We start from the raw sequence: 21,171 nt of genomic DNA, 5'->3' as shown, positions 1-21,171 counted from the left end.
CCGTTTTTTAATGAGCGCTGTGAAACGAATGCTGACAGTGGCGCTCGTCCTGCCCGTCCTGCTCGTCGGCTGCCAGGAGGACGCCTCCTCGGCGCAGCGGTACAGCACCGGCGGCGACCCGACCGACAGCCCGTGCGCGCGCGTGGTCTCGGCCATCGGCTACGCCGACCTGATGCTGAGACCGAAGGGCCAGGAGGAGCAGCAGTACTTCGAGGACGCCGTCATCGGCCGGCTGGCCGAGCTGCGCGGCATCACGCTCCAGTTCGGCGACCGGCTGCCGGCCTCGCTGCACGCCGCCGTCCAGAGCGTCGAGACGGCCACCGCGGGCCTGTCCAGGAACGACGTGCCGCACGCGCGGCAGGTCGCGCTGCTGCGGCAGTACCGGGCCGCCGCCGAGCAGATCGTGGCCGGCTGCGCATGACGGAAGGGCCCGGTCCGCGCGGACCGGGCCCTTCACGGGGTGCTGCCGGAGGCTGATCAGCCGGCGATGTTGCCGGTGCGGTACTCCAGCGCCTTGGTGCCGTACTTGTTGTCCTTGCCGTACTGGTAGATGCCGATGGTGGCCACGGCGGGGTCACCGGCGTCGTTGAACTCGACCGGGCCGCTCACGCCGTCGTAGTCGATGTCCTTGCCGGCCTTCAGCAGGTCGACGCAGCTCTTGAAGTCCTTGCACTTCTCGCCGGCCTTGCTGACCTCGGCCAGCTTGGCGGCGATGTCGGTGCCCGCGTCGCTCTTGGCGGCCTCGGCGGCCAGGGCGAGCAGGTTCATCGCGTCGTAGGACTCGGGGGCGTAGCTGTAGTCCTCCAGCTTGGGGTTGATGCCGAGGAGCTTCTTCTGGAACTCCTCCGGAGCGGCCGCGCCCGGGATGGTGCCCTTGACGCCCTCAAGCGTGCCCTTGGGCATCTTGACGTAGTTCGTGTTGGAGGTGTTGCCGTCGACCATGTACCACTTGTGCTTGTCGGCCGGCAGGCCCTGCTTGACCAGCTCCTGGATGACCTTGGCGGTCTCCTCGAACCCGATCAGGACGATGCCCTTGGGGTTCTTGGCCTTGATCTTCGCCACGTCGGCGGAGAAGTCGGCGGCCTTGGGGTCGTAGTCGACGCGCTCGACGACCTCGCCGCCGCCGTCGGTGACCGTCTTCTGCACCTGGTCGGCCAGGCCGGTGCCGTAGGAGTCCTGCATCGCCAGGATGCCGACGGTGTCGTTGCCGTCGGACACCACCAGGTCGCCGAGCACGCGGCCCTGCAGCTTGTCGGGCGGCGAGGTGCGGAAGTACAGGCCCTTGTCCTCGATCGTGGTGAACTTGTCGGAGGTGTTGGCGGGCGAGAAGTGGATGACGCCCGCGCCCGTGATCTTGTCGATCACCGACTCCGACACCGAGGAGGACGCCGCGCCGATGATGGCGTCGGCCTTCTGGGCCAGGAGCTTGTCCACCGACTGCGAGGCGATGTTCGTGGTGGTGTCGCCCGAGTCGGTGTCGTACTTGGTGACGGGCTTGCCCAGCACGCCTCCGGCCTCGTTGATCTCCTTGATGGCCAGGTCGACGCCGGCGAACTCGGGCGGGCCGAGGAAGGCGAGCGAACCGGTCTGGGGCAGCAGCGTACCGATCGTGAGGGTGCCGTCGCCCTTGGCCGCGGGAGCCGACGAGGATGGCGCGGCCGGCTGCGAGGACTGCGTGGCGGTGTTGCTGCCGCCACCGCCGCAGGCCGTCAGGGCCAAGCTGGTGGCGGCCACGACAGCCAGCGCCCGCCCCACGGGTGCAATGCGGATCATGAAGTGTCTCCTTCATTTCCAGGCCGGGATCGTCAGCACCGCCGAGCGCTCCCGATCGAATGACGGAAACGTACAAAATCGCTGTGTACTCGAACCAGATGGCGGGGTGAACTGTCGGCACTTGGATGCGGAGTCGTAATCAGTCCTCAACTTACGGACCTGCGCTAGCAGGCTTAATGTGCGACGGGTGAAGCGTTTTACGCCCGTCCTTGTCACGGCGGTCCTTCTTGCCGGGTGCGCCTCGTCGCCGCCGCCCCCGCCGCCTTCCTCGGATCCGCCCGCCGGCGTATCGGTCACGCTGGAGCAATGGCGTTCCGACGAGCCCGTGCACGCGCTGGAGGTGGCCGTCCGTAATACCGGCGGCGTGCCCGTGTATTTCGCCGACGTCCAGCTCGTGACGCCGTCGTTCAAAACGTTGCCGCCGGAAAGGACGGACGCCACGATCAAGCGGACCGAGCGCACCGACCTGCGCATCACCTTCGGGGCGGCCAACTGCCTGCCCGCGGGCCTGCCGCGGCTCCAGCCCGCCACCGTCGTGGCCAACATCCGCGCCGGCGCCGAGCAGCCGCGCCGGGTGGTCTTCAAGGTGCCGCACCCCAGCCCGCTGCTGACCCGCCTGCTACGGGACGAATGCTCGGAATTCCTCATCAAGGAGGCGGCCGGCATCGAGTTCGGGCCCGACTGGAAGCAGGTGGGCAAGGAGATGCGGGGCAAGCTGGTGGTCACCCGGCGCGGCGGCGGCAAGGTGACGCTGACCGAGCTCGGCGGCACCACGCACTACATCATCACGCCGGACGCCGGCGGGCGGCCCGTGGCCGTGCTGGAGAGCGGGCGACAGCGGCTGGAGGTGCCGGTGACGCTCACCCCCGGCCGCTGCGACCCGCACGCCTTCGCCGAGGCCAAGAAGGCGTTCCTGTTCCCGGTACGGGCCACCGTGGACGGCGGGCCCGAGCGGGTGATGATCGTGGTGCCGCCCAAGCCGCTGCAGGACCGGTTGATCCAGTACTCGTTGCGAGTGTGCGGCCTGGGCGGCGGGTGAGGGTCAGCCCTCGATGTTGCCCGTGCGGTACTCCAGGGCCTTGGGCGCGTACTTGTTGTCGTCGCCGTACTGGTAGACGCCGATCGTGGCCACGGCGGGGTCACCGGCGTCGTTGAACTCGATCGGGCCGCTGATGCCGTCGTAGTCGATGTCCTTGCCGGCCTTCAGCAGGTCGGCGCACTCCTTGAAGGTCTTGCACTTCTCGCCGCCCTTGCTGACCTCGGGCAGCTTGGCGGCGATGGACTTGCCGCTGTCGTCCTTGCCCGCCTCGGCCGCCAGGGCGATGAGGATCGCGGCGTCGTAGGACTCGGCGGCGTAGGTGTAGTCCTCCAGCTTGGGGTCGATCTCCAGGAGCTTCTTGCGGAAGTCCTCCGGAGCCTCGGCGCCGGGGATCGTGCCCTTGACACCCTTGAGCGTGCCCTTGGGCATCTTGAGGTAGTTGGTGTTCGACATGTTGCCGTCCACCATGTACCACTTGACCTTGTCCACCGTCAGGCCCTGCTTGACCAGCTCCTGGATGACCTTGGCGCCCTCCTCGAAGCCGATCAGCACGATCGCCTTCGGGTTCTTGGCCTTGATCTTGGCGACGTCCGCGGAGAACTCGGCCGCCTTCGGGTCGTAGTCCACGCGCTCCACGACGCTGGCGCCGGCCGCCTCGGCGGTCTTGGTCACCTGGTCGGCCAGGCCGGAGCCGTAGGAGTCCTGCATGGCCAGGATGCCGATGGTGTCGTTGCCGTCCGCGGCGATCAGGTCGCCGAGCACGCGGCCCTGCAGCTTGTCCGGGGGCGCGGTACGGAAGTACAGGCCCTGGTCGCTGATGGTGGTGAACTTGTCAGAGGTGTTGGCGGGCGAGAACTGCACCACGCCGGCACCGGTGACCTTGTCGATGATCGACTCCGACACCGACGAGGAGGCGGCGCCGATGATGGCGTCGGCCTTCTGCGCGATCAGCTTGTCCGCCGACTGCGAGGCCACGTTCGTGGTGGTGTCACCCGAGTCCGTGTGGATCTTGGTGACCGGCTTGCCGAGCACGCCGCCCGCGTCGTTGATCTCCTTGACGGCCTGGTCGACGCCGGCGAACTCGGGCGGGCCGAGGAACGCCAGCGAACCGGTCTGCGGCAGCACGGTGCCGATCGTGAGCGTGCCGTCACCCTTGGCCGCCTCCGTCTGGGTGGCCGGGGCCGAAGAGGACGGCGCCGCGGACGTGGTCTGCTGCGCGGCCGTGTCGCCACCGCCGCCACAGGCCGTCAGGGCCAGGCTCGCCGCTGCCGCGACGGCCAGGAAGCGCCCTGCTGGAGCAATGCGGATCATAAAAGAGACTCCCCTTATTCCCAGCGGGGAACGATCTCCCTCGCTGCGTTTTCCGAGCTCAGCATGCCTCTTTGACGGGGAGATGTGGGGATTTCGGGTACTTTTATGCTAATTTGTAATGTCGCAATCACCCTCTGTAATTGCATGTTTCATCAGCGTTACGGTCATGACTCCATATGAACCACCCCAGCCCGAAATTTCGGGACTGGGGTGGTTATGGCGGGTTGTCCGGCTTGGGGCCGCCACCGCCTAGCCGGCGATGTTGCCCTTGCGATATTCGAGCGCCTTGGCCGCGTCGTACTTGTTGTCCTTGTCGTACTGGTAGACGCCGATCGTGGCGACCGACGGGTCACCGGCGTCGTTGAAGTCCACGGGGCCGCTCACGCCGTCGTAGTCGATGTCCTTGCCCGCCTTGAGCAGGTCGACGCACGACTTGAAGTCCTGGCACTTCTCGCCGCCCTTGCTGACCTCGATCAGCTTGGGGGCCAGCGCGGTGCCCGAGTCGTCCTTGGCCGCCTCGGCCGCCAGCGCGATCAGGGTCGTGGCGTCGTACGACTCCGCCGCGTAGGTGTAGTTCGTCAGCTTCGGGTTCACCGTCAGCAGCCGCTTCTGGAACGCCTCCGGGGCCGCGGCACCCGGGATCGTGCCCTTGACGCCCTTGAGCGTGCTCTTGGGCATCTTGAGGTAGTTGGAGTTCGACATGTTGCCGTCCACCATGTACCACTTGACCTTGTCGGCCGTCAGGCCCTGCTTGACCAGCTCCTGCACGACCTTCGCCGTCTCCTCGAAGCCGATCAGCACGATCGCCTTCGGGTTCTTGGCCTTGATCTTGGCCACGTCCGCGGAGAACTCGGCCGCCTTCGGGTCGTAGTCGACCCGCTCGACCACGGTCGCGCCGGCCTCCTCGGCCGTCGTTGTCACCTGGTCGGCCAGGCCGGAGCCGTAGGAGTCCTGCATGGCCAGGATGCCGACCGTGTCGTTGCCGTCGGAGACCACCAGGTCGCCCAGCACGCGGCCCTGCAGCTTGTCCGGCGGCGCCGTACGGAAGTACAGGCCCTGGTCGTTGATCGTGGTGAACTTGTCAGAGGTGTTGGCCGGCGAGAACTGCACCACGCCCGCCCGCGTGATCTTGTCCAGGATCGACTCCGACACCGACGAGGACGCCGCACCGATGATCGCGTCGGCCTTCTGGCCGAGCAGTTTGTCCACCGACTGCGAGGCGATGTTGGTCGTGGTGTCGCCCGAGTCGGTGTCGATCTTCGCCACCGGCTTGCCGAGCACTCCCCCGGCGTCGTTGATCTCCTTCAGCGCCAGGTCGACCCCGGCGAACTCGGGTGGTCCCAGATACGCGAGATTGCCCGTCTGGGGCAGCACGGTGCCGATCGTCAGCGTGCCGTCCCCCTTGACCGCGGCGGCCGAGGAGGGTTTCACGGACGCGGCTCCGGTGGCGCCCGTCCCGGCGGTCGTGCCGCCGGTCGAACACGCCGCCAGTGCCAGGCTCGCCGCTGTGGCGACGGCCAGCGCGCGGGAAATGCGGATCATCGAAAGCGTCTCCGTTCGAGATGAGCGGACCTTCCGTCCGCCCATCAGCATGCGCCGGGACGCCTGCGCAGAAAGAAGCCGAAGCCGGTTGGATGCCCAGTCGTGACCGGGCCACAACCCGCGGGGCTAAATCACCTGATATAGGCGCTTTTCATGCCCGCTCGGCCGCGTCGTCTATAACGATCTGAGCAACCTCCCGCATGCTCAGCCGCCGGTCCATCGACGCCTTCTGGATCCATCGGAACGCCTGCGGCTCCGTCCAGCCGTGCTGGGCCATCAACTGGCCCTTGGCCCGCTCGACCAGCTTGCGGGTCTCCAGCCGCTCGGACAGGCTGGACACCTCCGCGCTGAGCGCCACCATCTCCTCGTGCCTGCTGACCGCCATCTCGATCGCCGGCACCAGATCGGCCTTGGTGAACGGCTTGACCAGGTAGGCCATCGCCCCCGCGTCGCGGGCCCGCTCCACCAGGTCACGCTGGGAGAAGGCGGTGAGGATGAGGCACGGCGCGATCCGGTCGGCCACGATGCGCTCGGCCGCCGAGATGCCGTCGAGCACGGGCATCTTCACGTCGAGGATGACGAGGTCGGGCCGCAGGTCGGCGGCGAGCTGGATCGCCTGCTCCCCGTCACCGGCCTCGCCCACGACGACGTAACCGTCCTCCTGGAGCATCTCCTTGAGGTCGAGGCGGATCAGGGCCTCGTCTTCCGCGATCACTACTCGCCGCTGCGTACTCACGAGCAGAAGAGTACAGACGTCCGGTAGATTAGATCCACGCCGGTGCGGCCTCGGGCATTACGCTGCGAGATCACCAACCGGACGAAGTCGCCCCGGTAGACCAACGGCAGAGTCGATGGCCTCAAAATCCATACAGTGTGGGTTCGAATCCCACCCGGGGCACCGGCCTGACCGCCCGGCCCCCTCGTAGGCCGGGCGGTTTTTCCTTTTCCACCCGTGACTGCCGGCTCGACAGGCGGGCCCGAAAATGTCGACCGGGTCAGGGCGTCCAGGACGGCGAGCGGCCGAGGAGGGCGACCACGCGGTCGAGGGCCGCGGCGGCGCCGCCGGGCTCGACGCCGGGCAGGAACGCCTTCCCTGAACCGCGCGATTCCGGCGTGTCGGGCACCTGCGCGGCCAGCGGGAGAGCGGCCGCGGCGAGGTCGTCGTCGATGCCGGGCGGCACGCCGAGAGCCCTGGCGAAGTCCCAGGCGTGCACGACGCAGTCGATGAAGTGGAAGCCGATCGCCATGGCCGCCGGGAACGGGCCGCCGTCGCGGATCTCGGGCAGGAAGAAGGCCCGGTCGAGCACGCCGTCCGCGGCGAAGGCGGCGACGACGGCCTGCGCAGAGGCGGCGTACTCGGCCACGTGGTCCTCGCCCAGGGGGCGCGGCTGCCAGCTCGCCAGTTCCGACCGCGCGCCCGAGGCCGCCAGGGCGAAGCCGTGGTTCTGCACGGTCTGGTGTTCCAGCAGGTCGCGGACGGCCCATCCGGCGCAGGGCGTCGGCCGGTCGAGGTCGGCGGGCTTGATCGTGTTCACCAGGTCGACGGTGGCCCGCACCGACCGCCGGTTGAGCTCGATGATGTCTGCCAAGGCGATGTCCCGTCGTCGTCGAAGAACCCACCGGTCGGCCCGTCCGGCCCGAGGGTGGCCAACCTGACGATGATGGCGGCACCCCGGCGGCGGTGCGAGTGGTTTTCGCCGGTGAAGGCGCCGGCGCGATCAAGGAGCCGGCGCGGCGGCCGGGCGGGATTTCGCGGGCGGTTGTCCGGGAACAGTCCACTGTGACGAGTTGCGACGGACGAGACGGGGGTGGCGGGGGATGCCGTTGAGCGTGACCGAGCGGGAGATGTTCCTGGCCGAGCCGCACATCGCGAGCCTGGCGGTGGAGACGGGCGCGGGGCGGTCGCCGCTGGCCGTGCCCGTCTGGTACGACTACAGCCCCGGCGGCGAGATCAGGTTCCTGACCGACAGCGAGTCGCGCAAGGCGCGGCTGGTGGCGAAGGCGGGCCGGTTCACGATGCTGGTCCAGCGGGTCAGCCCGACCTACCGGTACGTGTCGGTCGAGGGCCCGGTGGTGCGCTCCGACCCCACGACGATCGAGGAGCTGACCCGCATCGCCGCCCGCTACCTGCCGCAGGAGGCGGTGTCGGGCTACGTGCACGGCTCGGACCTGCACGTCCTGGTGACGTTCCGGATGCGGCCCGAGCGGTGGCTGTCGGCGGACCTGGGCTCCTTGGGCTGAGCGGGCGCCCGGTATTTTTGGCTCGTGACTGCAATCGATCCCACCTCGACCGGCGCGTTCGGCGTCGGCCTCGCCACCATCGCCGACGACGGCACCGTTCTCGACACCTGGTTCCCGGCTCCCGAGCTGGGCGAGCCGCCCGCGACGGGCACCGAGCGGATCTCCGCCGAGGAGGCCGGCGAGCTGGCCGCGCTGACCGGCCGCGACGCGGCGCGGGGCGTCGAAGTGGTGGCGGTGCGCACGGGCGTCGCCAAGCTCTCCGAGCCGCCGGTCGACGCGCACGACGTCTACCTCCGGCTCCACCTGCTCTCCCACCGGCTGGTCCGGCCGCACGGCGTGAACCTGGACGGCCAGTTCGGCCTGCTGGCGAACGTGGTGTGGACCAACTTCGGGCCGTGCCCGGTGCCCGGCTTCGAGCGCACGCGGCTGCGCCTGCGGGCCAGGGGCGTGGTGACGGTGTACGGGGTGGACAAGTTCCCGCGGATGGTCGACTACGTGCTGCCGGAGGGCGTGCGGATCGCCGACGCCGACCGGGTGCGGCTGGGCGCCCACCTGGCGTCGGGCACGGTCGTCATGCACGAGGGCTTCGTGAACTTCAACGCCGGCACGGTGGGCACCTCGATGGTCGAGGGGCGCATCTCGGCGGGCGTGGTGGTCGGCGACGGCTCCGACGTCGGCGGCGGCGCCTCGATCATGGGGACGCTGTCGGGCGGCGGCAAGCAGGTCATCTCGATCGGCGAGCGGTGCCTGCTGGGCGCCAACGCGGGCATCGGCATCTCGCTGGGCGACGACTGCGTGGTGGAGGCGGGCCTCTACGTGACCGCGGGCACGCGGGTGACGCTGCCCGACGGCACGGTGGTCAAGGCGGCGGAGCTGTCGGGCTCGAACGGGATCCTGCTGCGCCGCAACTCGCAGTCGGGCGCGGTGGAGGCCCTCCCCCGCACGGGCTCGGGCATCACCCTGAACGCCGCCCTGCACGCCCACTGACCGTCAAGGCCCTCTCCGCCGGCCGGCGCCACGGAGGGGGCCCACAGGGCGCTCCGTCACGGCGGCGCGCCGGTGAAGGGGCCTGCACGCCCACTGACCGTCAAGGCCCTCTCCGCCGGCTGGCGCCACGGAGGGGGCCCACAGGGCGCTCCGTCACGGCGGCGCGCCGGTGAAGGGTCAGCGGGCGTTTCCTGGAGGGCCCCCGGCCGGAGTGCGGCGGGTGGCCGGCCGGGCGAAGCCGTGCGGAAAGGAAGTCCGCACGGTCGCACCGGCGCAGGCTCGCCCGCGTGGGCGAGCCTGCGCGGAGCGTGGGCGGGTCGGGCGGAGCGTGGGCGGGTCGGGCGGCGGCGGGCGCGTCAGTTCGCGTGCGAGACCGCGGAGCCGATGGTGTGCACCCGCAGCGCGTTGGTGCTGCCCGGCGTGCCGGGAGGCGAGCCGGCCACGATGACCACCTTGTCGCCCTTCTCCAGCCGCCCGAGCGACAGCAGCGACGCCTCCACCTGCCGCACCATGTCGTCGGTGTGGTGCACGAACGGCACGTGGAACGTCTCCACGCCCCACGTCAGCGACAGCTGCCCGCGCACGTGCGGGGCCGAGGTGAAGGCCAGCAGCGGGATCGGCGAGCGGTAGCGGGCCAGGCGGCGGGCGGTCTCGCCGGACATGGTGAACGCGATCAGCGCCTTGGCGCCGACGATCGCGCCGACCTCGGCCGCGGCCCTGGCGATGGCCCCGCCGGTGGTCTCCGGCAGGCGCTCCAGGCTGTGGGTGGCGTGCAGGGACGACTTCTCGGCGGCGCAGGCGATGCGGTCCATCGTCGCGACCGACTCGATCGGGTAGCTGCCGACCGACGTCTCGCCCGACAGCATGACGGCGTCGGCGCCGTCCATGACGGCGTAGGCGACGTCGCTGGCCTCGGCGCGGGTGGGGCGCGGGGCGCTCATCATGGAGTCGAGCATCTGGGTGGCGACGATGACCGGGCGGGCCTTCTCGCGGCACAGCCCGATGATGCGCCGCTGCACGATCGGCACCTGCTCCAGGGGCAGCTCCACGCCGAGGTCGCCGCGGGCGACCATGATGCCGTCGAAGGCCTCGACGATCTCCGGCAGGCGGTCGACGGCCTGCGGCTTCTCGATCTTGGCGAGCAGCGGCAGGCGGACGGCCTCCTGCTCCATGATGTTGCGCACGACGTCGGCGTCGGAGGGACGGCGGACGAAGGACAGCGCGATCATGTCGAAGCCGGTGCGCAGCGCCCAGCGCAGGTCGGCCTCGTCCTTGTCGGTGAGTGCGGGGGCGCTGACGTTGACGCCCGGCAGGTTGAGGCCCTTGTTGTTGGAGATCATGCCGCCGATGACGACGCGGGTGGTGACGCGGTCGCCGTCGACGCGGGTGGCCTCCAGGACCAGGCGGCCGTCGTCGACCAGGATCTTGTCACCGGGACGCACGTCGCCGGGCAGGCCCTTGTAGGTGGTCGAGACCTGCTCGCGGTCTCCGGGCACGTCTTCGGTGGTGATGGTGAAGACGTCGCCGAAGCCGAGGCGCACCGGCCCTTCCTCGAAGGTGCCGACGCGGATCTTGGGGCCCTGCAGGTCGGCGAGCACGCCTACGCCGCGGCCGAGGTCGGCCGCCACCTCCCGGACCCGGTCGTAGACCTCTCTGTGCATGTCATGGTTGCCATGGCTGAGGTTGAACCGTGCCACGTCCATGCCCGCGGAGATCAGCTCGTGGAGGCGTTCTTTGGACGAAGTGGCTGGGCCTAGGGTGCAGACGATTTTCGCGCGACGAGTCACGAGTCCTACCTTAATTGGTACAGACCACTTGGCAGTCACTGACGACGGAGAACGTACCCGACGTAGGAGAACAACACGAGAACGGTGAGTCCCAGCCGTACCAAGTTCGCGTACTGTTCAGGGTAGATCACGCCTTCGATGTAGTGGTCGACGAAGCCGCTCGGCGGCAGGCCCGGCAGCCCGCCCCTGCGCCGCGCCCAGTCCTCGGCGACGGTCAGCGGGCAGTCCACGCGGGTGACGAGTGTCACCACGGCCCAGCCGACGGCCGCGAGATGGAGGTAGATCGTCCACCGCCACCGCCAGGCCAGGAACCCGCCCACGGCCACGTAGGCGAGGAAGGTGAAGTGCGTCACCATCACCGCGTCCGCGAGCAGGCGGTACATCATGGCTCTATGGTGGCCGCCTTCCAGGCGTTCACGACGCCGTGCCCGAAGAAGCCGTTCTTGGCCTGGTCGCCCTCACACTGGTGGGTCTCGTTCTCGCCGTACACCTTGTAGACGTAGGCGCGCGGGGTCGGGCAGGCCACGGGCGTCGCGGTCCGGTAGAGCAGGTCCTCGACGGTGGCGGGGTCCATGGCCAGGCCGCCGGGTCCGGGCTTGCCGAACCGGCTGATCAGGATGGCCGCGACGCCGGTGGCGTGCGGGGCGGCCATGGAGGTGCCGTCGAGGTACTGGTAGTAGGAGCAGACGCCCTTGTGGCAGTCGCGTACGACGTCGGCGCCCTTGGGCTTGCCGGCGGCGTCGATCCGGCCGCCGGCCTTGAGCACGTGCTCGGGGGCGGCGGCCAGGATCGACCGGGTGGCCGCGGCGCCCTTGCCGTCCAGCGCGTCGCCGCCGGGGGCGGCCAGGTCGGCCTGTTCCAGGCCGTAGTCGCTGTAGACGGCCTTGCGTCCGGACGGGCCGACGGCGGAGATCGAGATCACGCCCTTGGACTCGGCGGGCACGTTGATGCACGAGTTGTCTATCTTGCGGGTCTTCTCGTCGCCGCGCGGGTAGCCGGGGCTCTGCCTGTCGGCCGTGGGGTGCCCGAGGTCGGTGGAGCCGTTGCCGAGGGCGGAGACGAGCGTGACGCCCCTGCCGCGGGCGTAGTCGAGGGCGCGCTGCATGCCGACGACGACGGCCCGCTGTTCGAGCTGCTCCTTCTTGGTGTCGGCCTTGTTGGCGGCGCAGTTGAACAGCCAGGGGTCGACGTAGTAGCTCATGTTGACGACGTCCACGCCGATGTCGGCGGCGTAGGTGAGGGCGTCGAGGCTGGGCTTGAGGAAGAAGAAGCCGGAGTCCTGGCCGGCCCTGATGCTGACGAGCCGCACGTCCGGGGCGACGCCGGCGATGCCGATGCCGTTGATCGGGGAGGCGATGGTGCTGGCGACGTGGGTGCCGTGGCCGTCGTCGTCCTCGTCCACGGGGTCCTTGCAGGAGGAGACCTCGCAGGGGCCGTCCAGGGTCTCGCCGCGCTCGTCCTTGGGCTTGTCGGTGACGAAGTTGCGGCTCAGCTCGCGGTCGAAGTTGGGCGCGATGTCGGGGTGCTTGCCGTCGATGCCGGTGTCGATGACGCCGACCAGCACCTTCTTGTCGCCGGGGGCCTTGGCGTTGGCCCGGTCGGCGCCGATCATCTTCATGTCCCACTGGAGGTGGGCCAGCGGCTCCTGGGCCAGGCCCTTCCCGGCCATGGATCCGGCGTCGGGGAAGCCCCTGCCGGCGGGGCGGGCGGCGCGGGAGGAGGTGGCGCCGATGACGCGGCGGTCGGGCGAGACGCCGACGACGGCCGGGTCGGCGCCGACGCCCTCGGCGAAACCGTCGCCGCCGCCCTGGGTCAGCACGTAGCCGAGCTTGCCGTCCTCCTCGACGACCGTGCCGCCGGCGCGCTTGACGGCCGCGAGGGCCTGGCTCTGCCTGCCGTCGGCGTAGAAGACCAGGTTCTGGTTCTGGCCGGTACCGGAGGTCGTGGTGGGCTGCGCGGAGCTGGTGGGGCCGTCCTGCGCGGGCTGTTCGGGGGTGGTCCGGTCGCCGGCGGCGGACGAGCACGCGGTCAGCGCGGCGGCGACGGCCAGCGCCGTCAGGCCAGAGGCGACTCGCCGCATTGCTCCCCCATCCACCGACTGTCGCAGAATCTGCATCTTCCCGACACTCAACGGCTGATGCAACTTAAGTGCGAAATTTCGGCTGATGGGGGGTGGCGCGGGCTCTGGGGGTTTTCGTCCAGAGCCCGCGCCCTACGAGGTCAGGCGTCGCGGTGCAGGCTCACGTTCGGCAGGCAGGCCAGCAGGACGACGCCGACCAGCATGACCGGCGTGACCCAGGCGAAGACGCCGCTGATCGCCTCGGCGAACGCCGGACGTACGGACTCGGGCACCGCACCGGCGGCCCCCGAGGCCAGGGCCGCCTGCCCCAGCCTGCCGCTGAAGACGCCCCCGAGCACCGCCACCCCGACGGCGCCGCCCACGTTCCTGGCGAAGGACACCACCGACGTGGCCGCGCCCCGGTCGGCGGCGGGCGCGCTGACCTGGACGGCCAGCATCAGGTTCTGCAGCACCATGCCGAGCCCCACCCCGAACAGCACCATGTACAGCCCGGACGTGACCGCCCCGGTCCCCAGCCCCATGGTCGAGAACAGGAAAGCGGCCACCGTCGCCAGCGCCGCCCCGGTCACCACGACCCACTTGTACGTCCCCAGCCCGGTCACCACCCGCCCCGCGACGGCCGAGGACGCGATCATGCCCGTCATCAGCGGAAGCAGCAGCAGCCCCGAGTTCGACGCGCTGGCCCCGGCGGCCAGTTGCAGGTAGAGCGGGAGGAATGTGGCCGCCCCCACCATCCCGGTGGCCATCAGCACGATGGTCGCCGTGGCGATCGTGAACGTGCGGTCGCGGAACAGCCCGAGCGGCAGCACCGGCTCCTCGGCCCTGCGCTCCACCACCACGAACAGCCACGCCAGCACGACCGCCCCCACGCCCAGCCCGACGACGACCGGCGAGGTCCACGCGTACGTCGTCCCGCCCCACGAGGCGAACAACGTCAGGCAGGTCAGCACCCCGGAGATCAGCGCGGCCCCCGGCCAGTCGATCCGGTGCGGCGAGGTGCGCCGCGGCAGCCGGAGCACGGCGAAGGCGACCGCCAGCGCGATCGCGCCGAGCGGCAGGTTGATGTAGAAGATCCAGCGCCAGGAGACGTGCTCGGTGAGGTAGCCGCCGATGACCGGCCCGAGGACGGCGGCCACGCCGATCACCGCGCCGAACAGGCCCTGGAACTTGGCGCGCTCGCGCGGTGTGGCGATGTCGGCCGAGATCGCCAGGGTCAGCACCATCAGGCCGCCGGCGCCGATGCCCTGGAAGGCGCGGAAGGCGATGAGCTGGGCCATCGTCTGGGCGAGCCCGCACAGGGCCGAGCCGGCGAGGAACAGGGCGATGGCCGACAGGTACAGGCGGCGGCGGCCGTACATGTCGCTGAGCTTGCCGTAGAGGGGCGCGACGATGCCGGAGGTCAGGGAGAAGGCCGTGACCAGCCACGACACGTTCTCCAGGCCGTTCAGCTCGCCCACGATGGTGGGGGTGGCCGTGGCCACCACCGTCTGGTCGACGGCGGCCAGGAACAGGCACAGCAGCAGCGAGCCCATGCTGAGCAGGAGGCCGCGCCGCGGTGCGGCCTCCTGGGCGATTGTCGATACCATTCAGTTGTCTCCTTGCTTCTTTCGCGAGGGCAGGAGGAATCCGCGGCGGTCGGGGGTGCCACCCCGATCGCCGCTTTCTTTCCGGATGTGTCAGAGTCCGCGTTCGAGCAGCGCGAACGCCTCGTCGAGCAGTTCTTCGACCGGCTTCTCCGTGGCGGCCGACTCCTGGATGGCGGAGATCATCGCGCCGAACGTCGTGATGAGCAGCATCCGGGCGTGGATGCCGCTGGTCACTCCAGGTCTGGCCCGCACGGCGCCGAGGACCGTCTCCATGATCTGGGTCTGGTCGACGGCGCGCGCCCTGGCGGCCAGCTCGGGATAACGGTTGTTGAGCTCCATGAACGGCTGCATGGTGTCCCAGATCGGGCGCACGCGCACGGCGAGCTCCCGGGCCACCGCCTTGAGCGACCGGAAGGCGGGCTCATCGGCCGGACGGTCGGCGAGCATGGCGACGATGTCGTCCGGCCGCCAGACCGGCTCCATGACGAGCGCCTCCTCCTTGGAGGCGAAGTAGTTGAAGAACGTGCGGGGCGAGATGTCGGCCGCCGCGCTGACGGCCTCGACGGTCACGGCGTCGAGGCCCTCGTCGAGCGCCAGCCGGACCGCGGCCAGCCGGATGGCCTGCCGTTTCTCGGCCCGGCGGCGCTCACGGCGCTGTTCCGGACTCTCCATGCGTTGCACTCTACGCAGGATTTGCACACCCTGCAAGTCTTGCAGAGTGTGCAAATGACGAAGGGCCCCGGAGCCGTCCGGCTCCGGGGCCCTTCGCGCAGGTCAGACCAGCGGACGCGCCGTCGGCAGGATCGCGTACGGCAGCGCCGTCTCCCCGCTCAGGTACCGGTCGACGCCCGAGGCGGCCGAACGGCCCTCGGCGATGGCCCACACGATGAGCGACTGCCCGCGGCCCATGTCACCGGCCACGAACACGCCGTCCACCTTCGACATGTACGTCTTGTCCCGGGCGACGTTGCCGCGGGCGTCGTAGAAGCCCTCGCCCGCGACCTCGGCCAGGTCCTCCAGCAGGGCGCCCTTCTCCGGCCCGAGGAAGCCCATGGACAGCGTGATCAGCTCGGCCGGGATCTCCCGCTCGGTGCCGGGGATCGGCTTGAAGCCGTTCTGCGGCCCCTCGACCTCGACCAGGCGCAGCGCCCTGACGTTGCCCTCGTCGTCGCCGACGAACTCGGTGGTGGAGACCGCGTAGACGCGCTCCCCGCCGCCGTCGGCCAGCTCCTCGTGCGCGCTCTCCATCTTGAACAGGATGGGGAACGTCGGCCACGGCTGGCTGCCGGGCCGGGACGCGGGCGGCTGGGGCATGATCTCCAACTGGGTCACCGACGCGGCGCCCTGCCTGATCGCGGTGCCGATGCAGTCGGCCCCGGTGTCGCCGCCGCCGATCACCACGACGTGCTTGCCCTCGGCCGAGATCGGCGCGACCTCGTAGTCGCCCTCCTGGACCTTGTTGGCCGGCGGCAGGTACTCCATCGCCTGGTGGACGCCCTTGAGGTCGCGCCCGGCGACCGCCAGGTCACGCCACTGGGTGGCGCCGCCCGACAGCACCACCGCGTCGAACTGCTCGCGCAGCTCGGCCGCGGTGACGTCGACGCCGACGTCGACGCCGGTGCGGAACCTGGTGCCCTCGGCCCGCATCTGCTCCAGGCGCCGCTCGATGTGGCGCTTCTCCATCTTGAACTCGGGGATGCCGTACCGCAGCAGGCCGCCGATGCGGTCGGCGCGTTCGAACACCACCACGTCGTGCCCGGCCCTGGTGAGCTGCTGGGCGGCGGCCAGGCCCGCGGGGCCCGAGCCGACGACGGCCACCTTCTTGCCGGTGCGCACCCGCGGCGGCTGCGGGGTCACCCAGCCCTCGGCGAACGCGCGGTCGATGATCTCGACCTCGACCCGCTTGATCGCCACCGGGTCGGAGTTGATGCCGAGCACGCACGCCGCCTCGCACGGAGCCGGGCAGAGCCTGCCGGTGAACTCCGGGAAGTTGTTCGTGGCGTGCAGCCGCTCGATCGCCTCCCGCCAGTCGGTGCGGTGGACGAGGTCGTTCCACTCGGGGATGAGGTTCCCGAGCGGGCAGCCGTTGTGGCAGAACGGGATGCCGCAGTCCATGCAGCGGGCCGCCTGCCTGGTCAGCTTCTCCTGCGGGAAGTCCTGGTAGACCTCCCGCCAGTCGCTGATGCGGACGTCGACCGGGCGGCGCGCCGGCAGCTCCCGCTCGTGCGTGAGAAAACCCTTGGGGTCAGCCATCGAGTACGCCTCCCTAGCCCTGAACCGCAGCCGCCATGACGGCCTCGTCGATGTCCCTGCCTTCGGCGCGGGCGGCCTCGGCGGCCGCCAGCACCCTCTTGTAGTCGGTCGGCATGATCTTGCCGAACCGGGCGAGCGCGGCGTCCCAGTCGGCCAGCAGCTCCTTGGCCACCGGGGACGCGGTCTCGGCGAAGTGCTTCTCGACCGTCTCCTTGAGGAACTCGGCGTCCTGCTCGGACAGCGTCTCGATGGCGACCATCTCCCGGTTGACCCGCTCGGGCCGCAGGTCGAGCAGGTACGCCACGCCGCCGGACATGCCGGCCGCGAAGTTGCGCCCGGTCGGCCCGAGCACGACCACCCGGCCGCCGGTCATGTACTCGCACCCGTGGTCGCCCACGCCCTCGACGATCGCCGTGGCGCCGGAGTTGCGGACGCAGAACCGCTCGCCGACCACCCCGCGGACGAACACCTCGCCGGACGTGGCGCCGTACAGGGCGACGTTGCCGGCGATGATGTGCCCGTCGAGCGGGGCCTCCTCGTGCGGCCGGACGGTGATCCGCCCGCCCGACAGGCCCTTGCCGAGGTAGTCGTTGGCGTCGCCGGTCAGGCGCAGCGTGATCCCGCGGGGCACGAACGCGCCGAAGGAGTTGCCCGCCGAGCCGGTGAAGCCGATGTCGATGGTGTTCTCGGGCAGGCCCTCGCCGCCGTACCGCTTGGTCACCTGGTAGCCGAGCATGGTGCCGACCGTGCGGTTGACGTTGCGGATGGGCAGTTCCAGCGTGACCGGGGTGCCCTCGTTGAGCGCGCCCTCGGCGAGCTGGATCAGGGTGTTGTCGAGAGCGTGCTCCAGGCCGTGGTCCTGCTCGACGGTGCGCCGCTTGGGCGTGCCCGCGGGCAGGTCGGGCTGGTGCAGGATCGGCGACAGGTCGAGCCCGCCGGCCTTCCAGTGGTTCTCGGCGGCCGTGGTGTCGAGCATCTCGACGTGCCCGATCGCCTCGTCGAGCGAGCGGAAGCCCAGCTCGGCCAGGTACTCGCGGATCTCCTGGGCGATGAACTCGAAGAAGTTGACCACGAACTCGGGCTTGCCGCTGAAGCGCTTGCGCAGCTCGGGGTTCTGCGTGGCGACGCCCACCGGGCAGGTGTCGAGGTGGCAGACCCGCATCATCACGCAGCCGGAGACGACCAGCGGGGCGGTGGCGAAGCCGTACTCCTCGGCGCCCAGCAGGGCGGCGATGACGACGTCACGGCCGGTCTTGAGCTGGCCGTCCACCTGCACGACGATACGGTCGCGCAGGTCGTTCAGCAGCAGCGTCTGCTGGGTCTCGGCCAGGCCGAGCTCCCAGGGCGCGCCCGCGTGCTTGAGCGAGGTCAGCGGCGAGGCGCCGGTGCCGCCGTCGTGGCCGGAGATGAGCACCACGTCGGCGTGCGCCTTGGACACGCCCGCCGCGACCGTGCCGACGCCGACCTCGGCGACCAGCTTCACGTGGACCCTGGCCTCCGGGTTGGAGTTCTTCAGGTCGTGGATGAGCTGGGCCAGGTCCTCGATCGAGTAGATGTCGTGGTGCGGCGGCGGCGAGATGAGGCCGACGCCGGGCGTGGAGTGGCGGGTCTTGGCGATCCACGGGTAGACCTTGTGGCCGGGCAGCTGGCCGCCCTCGCCGGGCTTGGCCCCCTGGGCCATCTTGATCTGCAGGTCGGCCGCGTTGACCAGGTATTCGCTGGTGACGCCGAACCGGCCGGAGGCGACCTGCTTGATCGCCGACCTGCGGGTGGCGTCGTACAGGCGCTCGGGGTCCTCGCCGCCCTCGCCGGTGTTGGACTTGCCGCCGAGCCGGTTCATCGCGATGGCGAGCGTCTCGTGCGCCTCCATCGAGATCGAGCCGTACGACATCGCGCCCGTGGAGAAGCGCTTGACGATGCTCTCGACCGGCTCGACCTCGTCGATCGGGATCGACTGCCCCTTGCGCAGCTTGAACAGGCCGCGCAGGGTCATCAGCCGCTCGGCCTGGGAGTCCACGAGGCTCGTGTACTCCTTGAAGATCTCGTAGCGGCGGGTCCTGGTGGCGTGCTGCAGCTTGAAGACGGTCTCGGGGTTGAACAGGTGCGGCTCGCCCTCGCGCCGCCACTGGTACTCGCCGCCGACCTGGAGCCTGCGGTGGGCGTTCTCCGCCCGCGGGTAGGCGTGGCGGTGGCGCTGGGCGGTCTCCTCGGCCAGCACGTCGAAGCCGACGCCGCCCAGGCGGGACGTCGTGCCGGTGAAGCAGGCGTCGATGACCTCCTGGCTCAGGCCGAGCGCCTCGAAGATCTGCGCGCCGGTGTAGGAGGCCACCGTGGACACGCCCATCTTGGACATGACCTTGATGACGCCCTTGCCGTACGCCTTGATCAGGTTGCGCACGGCCTTGTGCTTGCCGATCTGCAGCACACCGGTGTCGACCAGGTCCTCGACGGTCTCGATCGCCAGGTACGGGTTGACCGCGCCGGCGCCGTAGCCGATGAGCAGCGCCATGTGGTGGCACTCGCGGGCCTCGCCGGTCTCGATGACCAGCCCGATCTTGGTCCGGGTCTTCTCCTGGATCAGGTGGTGGTGCACCGCGCCGGTGAGCAGCAACGACGGGATCGGGGCGAGCGCGTCGGAGGAGCCGCGGTCGGACAGCACGATGATGCGCGCGCCGTTCGCGATGGCCCTGGACGCCTCGGCCCTGATCTCCGCCAGGCGGCCGAGCAGCGCCTGGCCGCCGCCCGCGACCTCGTACAGGCCGCTGATGACGTGCGGGTGGAAGCCCGGCAGGTCGTGCTCGTCGTTGATGTGGATGATCTTGGCGAGCTCGTCGTTGTCGATCACCGGGTACGGCAGCACGAGCTGGCGGCAGGAGGTCGGGCCCGGGTCGAGCAGGTTGCCCTCGGGGCCGAGCACGCTGGCCAGCGAGGTGACCAGCTCCTCCCGGATGGCGTCCAGCGGCGGGTTGGTGACCTGCGCGAACAGCTGCGTGAAGTAGTCGAACAGCAGCCGCGGCTTCTCGCTCAGCACCGCGACCGGCGTGTCGGTGCCCATCGAGCCGATCGGCTCGGCACCGCTCCTGGCCATCGGCGACAGGATGATCCGCAGCTCTTCCTCGGTGTAGCCGAAGGTCTGCTGCCGCTTGACCAGCGCCTCGTGCGTGGGGATCTCCCGCTGCCGGGCGGGCAGCTCCTCGAACCTGACCAGCCCGGCGTGCAGCCACTCCTCGTACGGGTGCGCGGCGGCCAGCTCGGCCTTGATCTCGTCGTCCTCGATGATCTTGCCGCGGGCGGTGTCGATGAGGAACATGCGGCCCGGCTGCAGGCGGCCCTTGCGGACGACGTCCTCGGGCGCGAAGTCGAGCACGCCGGCCTCGGAGGCCAGCACGACCAGCCCGTCGGCGGTCACCCAGAAACGCCCGGGACGCAGCCCGTTGCGGTCGAGCACGGCCCCGGCCAGGGTGCCGTCGGTGAACGTGATGGAGGCCGGGCCGTCCCACGCCTCCATCAGGGAGGAGTGGAACTCGTAGAAGGCGCGGCGCGCCGGATCCATCTCGGTGTGGTTCTCCCACGCCTCGGGGATCATCATCAGCACCGCGTGCGGCAGGCTCCGGCCGCCGATGTGCAGCAGTTCCAGGGCCTCGTCGAAGCTGGCGGTGTCGCTGCCGTCGGGGTCGCAGATCGGGAAGAGCCGCGAGATGTCGCCCGGGATGTGGGCCGATGCCAGCATCGCCTCGCGGGCCCGCATCCAGTTGCGGTTGCCCTTGACCGTGTTGATCTCGCCGTTGTGCGCCACGTACCGGTAGGGGTGGGCCAGCGGCCAGCTCGGGAAGGTGTTGGTGGAGAAGCGCGAGTGCACCAGCGCGATCGCGCTCTCGTAACGCTCGTCGCTCAGGTCGGGGAAGAACGGCTCCACCTGGTCGGGCGTGAGCATCCCCTTGTAGACCACCGTGCGGGCCGACAGCGAGGGGAAGTAGACGTCCGCCTCGTGCTCGGACCGCTTGCGCAGGCAGAAGGCCAGCCGGTCGAGGTCGAGGCCCTGCTCGCCGCCGGGGCCGGCCACGAAGAGCTGGGCGAAGTGCGGCATGACGGCGCGGGCGCTCGGGCCCGGCAGGGCGCGGTCGACGGGGACGTCCCGCCAGCCCAGCACCGTGAGGCCCTCCTCGGCCGCGATCTCCTCGATCAGGCCGGTGGCGACGCCCCTGGCCTGCTCGTCGGCCGGCAGGAAGGCGATGCCGGTCGCGTACGCGCCGGCCTCGGGCAGCGCGAACGGCACGCTCGCGCGGTAGAACCCATCGGGGATCTGCGTCAGGATCCCGGCTCCGTCGCCGGTGTCCGGCTCGCTACCCTTGGCTCCCCTGTGATCGAGATTGCACAACGCCGTCAACGCCTTGACCACGATCGTGTGCCCACGGCGTCCGGCGACGTCGGCGACCATGGCGACACCGCAGGCATCATGCTCGTTGGCGGGGTGGTAGAGGCCCTGAGGCTCGGGGAATCCGAGGTGGGCAGCAGGCATTGAATCCCTCCCGTCGTCTTCGTCTGTCAAGAACTGCTCTACAGGCGGGGACG

16 protein-coding genes and 1 tRNA gene are annotated in these 21,171 nt (G+C 70.2%); 5 read left to right on the top strand and 12 right to left on the bottom strand.

Annotated elements, in window-relative coordinates; genetic code table 11:
- The first annotated feature begins 19 nt into the window (after positions 1-19).
- Positions 20-421 carry a hypothetical protein gene (locus tag ABZ444_RS06765; protein WP_352358300.1) on the top strand — a complete coding sequence of 134 codons (402 nt, stop codon included), beginning with the start codon at positions 20-22 and terminating at the stop codon, positions 419-421.
- A gap of 56 nt (positions 422-477) precedes the next feature.
- Here the strand turns inward: ABZ444_RS06765 and ABZ444_RS06760 are convergent, their stop codons facing one another.
- Positions 478-1,773: an ABC transporter substrate-binding protein gene (locus tag ABZ444_RS06760; RefSeq protein WP_357993630.1), complete on the bottom strand. Its 1,296-nt coding sequence runs from the start codon at positions 1,771-1,773 to the stop codon at positions 478-480.
- Between the two features lie 187 nt (positions 1,774-1,960).
- On the opposite strand from ABZ444_RS06760, the gene ABZ444_RS06755 reads away from it, so the two are divergent.
- Positions 1,961-2,812: a hypothetical protein gene (locus ABZ444_RS06755; protein ID WP_357993627.1), complete on the top strand. Its 852-nt coding sequence runs from the start codon at positions 1,961-1,963 to the stop codon at positions 2,810-2,812.
- 3 nt (positions 2,813-2,815) lie between these two features.
- Here the strand turns inward: ABZ444_RS06755 and ABZ444_RS06750 are convergent, their stop codons facing one another.
- The 3 genes from ABZ444_RS06750 to ABZ444_RS06740 form a co-directional block, all read right to left on the bottom strand.
- Positions 2,816-4,123: an ABC transporter substrate-binding protein gene (locus tag ABZ444_RS06750; RefSeq protein WP_357993624.1), complete on the bottom strand. Its 1,308-nt coding sequence runs from the start codon at positions 4,121-4,123 to the stop codon at positions 2,816-2,818.
- Between the two features lie 249 nt (positions 4,124-4,372).
- On the bottom strand, positions 4,373-5,665 hold the full coding sequence (locus tag ABZ444_RS06745; RefSeq protein WP_357993621.1) for an ABC transporter substrate-binding protein: 1,293 nt from the start codon (positions 5,663-5,665) through the stop codon (positions 4,373-4,375).
- A gap of 151 nt (positions 5,666-5,816) precedes the next feature.
- Positions 5,817-6,401, bottom strand: coding sequence for a response regulator (locus ABZ444_RS06740; protein ID WP_352327599.1), 585 nt, complete (start codon positions 6,399-6,401; stop codon positions 5,817-5,819).
- 89 nt (positions 6,402-6,490) lie between these two features.
- Between ABZ444_RS06740 and ABZ444_RS06735 the strand changes: the two genes are divergently transcribed.
- Positions 6,491-6,563 (top strand) — tRNA-Leu (locus tag ABZ444_RS06735).
- Positions 6,564-6,660: 97 nt separating this feature from the next.
- On the opposite strand, the gene ABZ444_RS06730 is transcribed toward ABZ444_RS06735, so the two are convergent.
- Complete coding sequence (locus ABZ444_RS06730) at positions 6,661-7,254, bottom strand: TIGR03086 family metal-binding protein (RefSeq protein ID WP_357993618.1); 594 nt, start codon at positions 7,252-7,254, stop codon at positions 6,661-6,663.
- Positions 7,255-7,483: 229 nt separating this feature from the next.
- Between ABZ444_RS06730 and ABZ444_RS06725 the strand changes: the two genes are divergently transcribed.
- Both ABZ444_RS06725 and dapD read left to right on the top strand, forming a co-directional pair.
- Positions 7,484-7,906, top strand: a complete 423-nt coding sequence (locus ABZ444_RS06725) for a pyridoxamine 5'-phosphate oxidase family protein (protein ID WP_357993615.1) — start codon at positions 7,484-7,486, stop codon at positions 7,904-7,906.
- Between the two features lie 24 nt (positions 7,907-7,930).
- Positions 7,931-8,893, top strand: coding sequence for a 2,3,4,5-tetrahydropyridine-2,6-dicarboxylate N-succinyltransferase (dapD, locus tag ABZ444_RS06720; protein ID WP_357993612.1), 963 nt, complete (start codon positions 7,931-7,933; stop codon positions 8,891-8,893).
- 356 nt (positions 8,894-9,249) lie between these two features.
- Here dapD and pyk read toward each other — a convergent pair whose 3' ends face one another.
- From pyk to gltB, 7 genes are all read right to left on the bottom strand, one after another.
- Positions 9,250-10,680 carry a pyruvate kinase gene (gene pyk, locus ABZ444_RS06715; RefSeq protein WP_357968198.1) on the bottom strand — a complete coding sequence of 477 codons (1,431 nt, stop codon included), beginning with the start codon at positions 10,678-10,680 and terminating at the stop codon, positions 9,250-9,252.
- Positions 10,681-10,715: 35 nt separating this feature from the next.
- Complete coding sequence (locus tag ABZ444_RS06710) at positions 10,716-11,066, bottom strand: DUF2784 domain-containing protein (RefSeq protein WP_357993609.1); 351 nt, start codon at positions 11,064-11,066, stop codon at positions 10,716-10,718.
- Positions 11,063-12,760, bottom strand: a complete 1,698-nt coding sequence (locus ABZ444_RS06705) for a S8 family serine peptidase (protein WP_357993606.1) — start codon at positions 12,758-12,760, stop codon at positions 11,063-11,065. The genes ABZ444_RS06710 and ABZ444_RS06705 overlap by 4 nt, the downstream gene beginning before the upstream one ends.
- Positions 12,761-12,900: 140 nt before the next feature.
- A complete protein-coding gene (locus ABZ444_RS06700) occupies positions 12,901-14,346 on the bottom strand; it encodes an MDR family MFS transporter (protein WP_357993604.1) in 1,446 nt (481 codons plus the stop codon).
- 90 nt (positions 14,347-14,436) lie between these two features.
- Positions 14,437-15,018 carry a helix-turn-helix domain-containing protein gene (locus ABZ444_RS06695; protein WP_357993601.1) on the bottom strand — a complete coding sequence of 194 codons (582 nt, stop codon included), beginning with the start codon at positions 15,016-15,018 and terminating at the stop codon, positions 14,437-14,439.
- Between the two features lie 102 nt (positions 15,019-15,120).
- The gene (locus ABZ444_RS06690; RefSeq protein WP_357993598.1) at positions 15,121-16,599 is read right to left on the bottom strand and encodes a glutamate synthase subunit beta; all 1,479 of its coding nucleotides are present in this window, start codon (positions 16,597-16,599) and stop codon (positions 15,121-15,123) included.
- A gap of 13 nt (positions 16,600-16,612) precedes the next feature.
- The gene (gene gltB, locus ABZ444_RS06685) at positions 16,613-21,118 is read right to left on the bottom strand and encodes a glutamate synthase large subunit (RefSeq protein ID WP_357993596.1); all 4,506 of its coding nucleotides are present in this window, start codon (positions 21,116-21,118) and stop codon (positions 16,613-16,615) included.
- Positions 21,119-21,171 lie beyond the last annotated feature (53 nt).

Source organism: Nonomuraea sp. NPDC005730, from assembly GCF_040630865.1.
In the GTDB taxonomy this organism is placed as follows: Bacteria; Actinomycetota; Actinomycetes; order Streptosporangiales; family Streptosporangiaceae; genus Nonomuraea.
Note: the sequence above shows the minus strand (reverse complement) of the source record. Positions and strands in the feature narration are given on the sequence as shown.

What these genes read in the sequence shown, in the direction of transcription:
- ABZ444_RS06760 (WP_357993630.1), bottom strand. Translation starts at nt 1,773, where the DNA reads ATGATCCGCATTGCACCCGTGGGGCGGGCGCTGGCTGTCGTGGCCGCC.
- ABZ444_RS06750 (WP_357993624.1), bottom strand. Translation starts at nt 4,123, where the DNA reads ATGATCCGCATTGCTCCAGCAGGGCGCTTCCTGGCCGTCGCGGCAGCG.
- ABZ444_RS06745 (WP_357993621.1), bottom strand. Translation starts at nt 5,665, where the DNA reads ATGATCCGCATTTCCCGCGCGCTGGCCGTCGCCACAGCGGCGAGCCTG.
- ABZ444_RS06725 (WP_357993615.1), top strand. Translation starts at nt 7,484, where the DNA reads ATGCCGTTGAGCGTGACCGAGCGGGAGATGTTCCTGGCCGAGCCGCAC.
- ABZ444_RS06710 (WP_357993609.1), bottom strand. Translation starts at nt 11,066, where the DNA reads ATGATGTACCGCCTGCTCGCGGACGCGGTGATGGTGACGCACTTCACC.
- ABZ444_RS06705 (WP_357993606.1), bottom strand. Translation starts at nt 12,760, where the DNA reads ATGCGGCGAGTCGCCTCTGGCCTGACGGCGCTGGCCGTCGCCGCCGCG.
- ABZ444_RS06700 (WP_357993604.1), bottom strand. Translation starts at nt 14,346, where the DNA reads ATGGTATCGACAATCGCCCAGGAGGCCGCACCGCGGCGCGGCCTCCTG.
- ABZ444_RS06695 (WP_357993601.1), bottom strand. Translation starts at nt 15,018, where the DNA reads ATGGAGAGTCCGGAACAGCGCCGTGAGCGCCGCCGGGCCGAGAAACGG.
- ABZ444_RS06690 (WP_357993598.1), bottom strand. Translation starts at nt 16,599, where the DNA reads ATGGCTGACCCCAAGGGTTTTCTCACGCACGAGCGGGAGCTGCCGGCG.
- gltB (WP_357993596.1), bottom strand. Translation starts at nt 21,118, where the DNA reads ATGCCTGCTGCCCACCTCGGATTCCCCGAGCCTCAGGGCCTCTACCAC.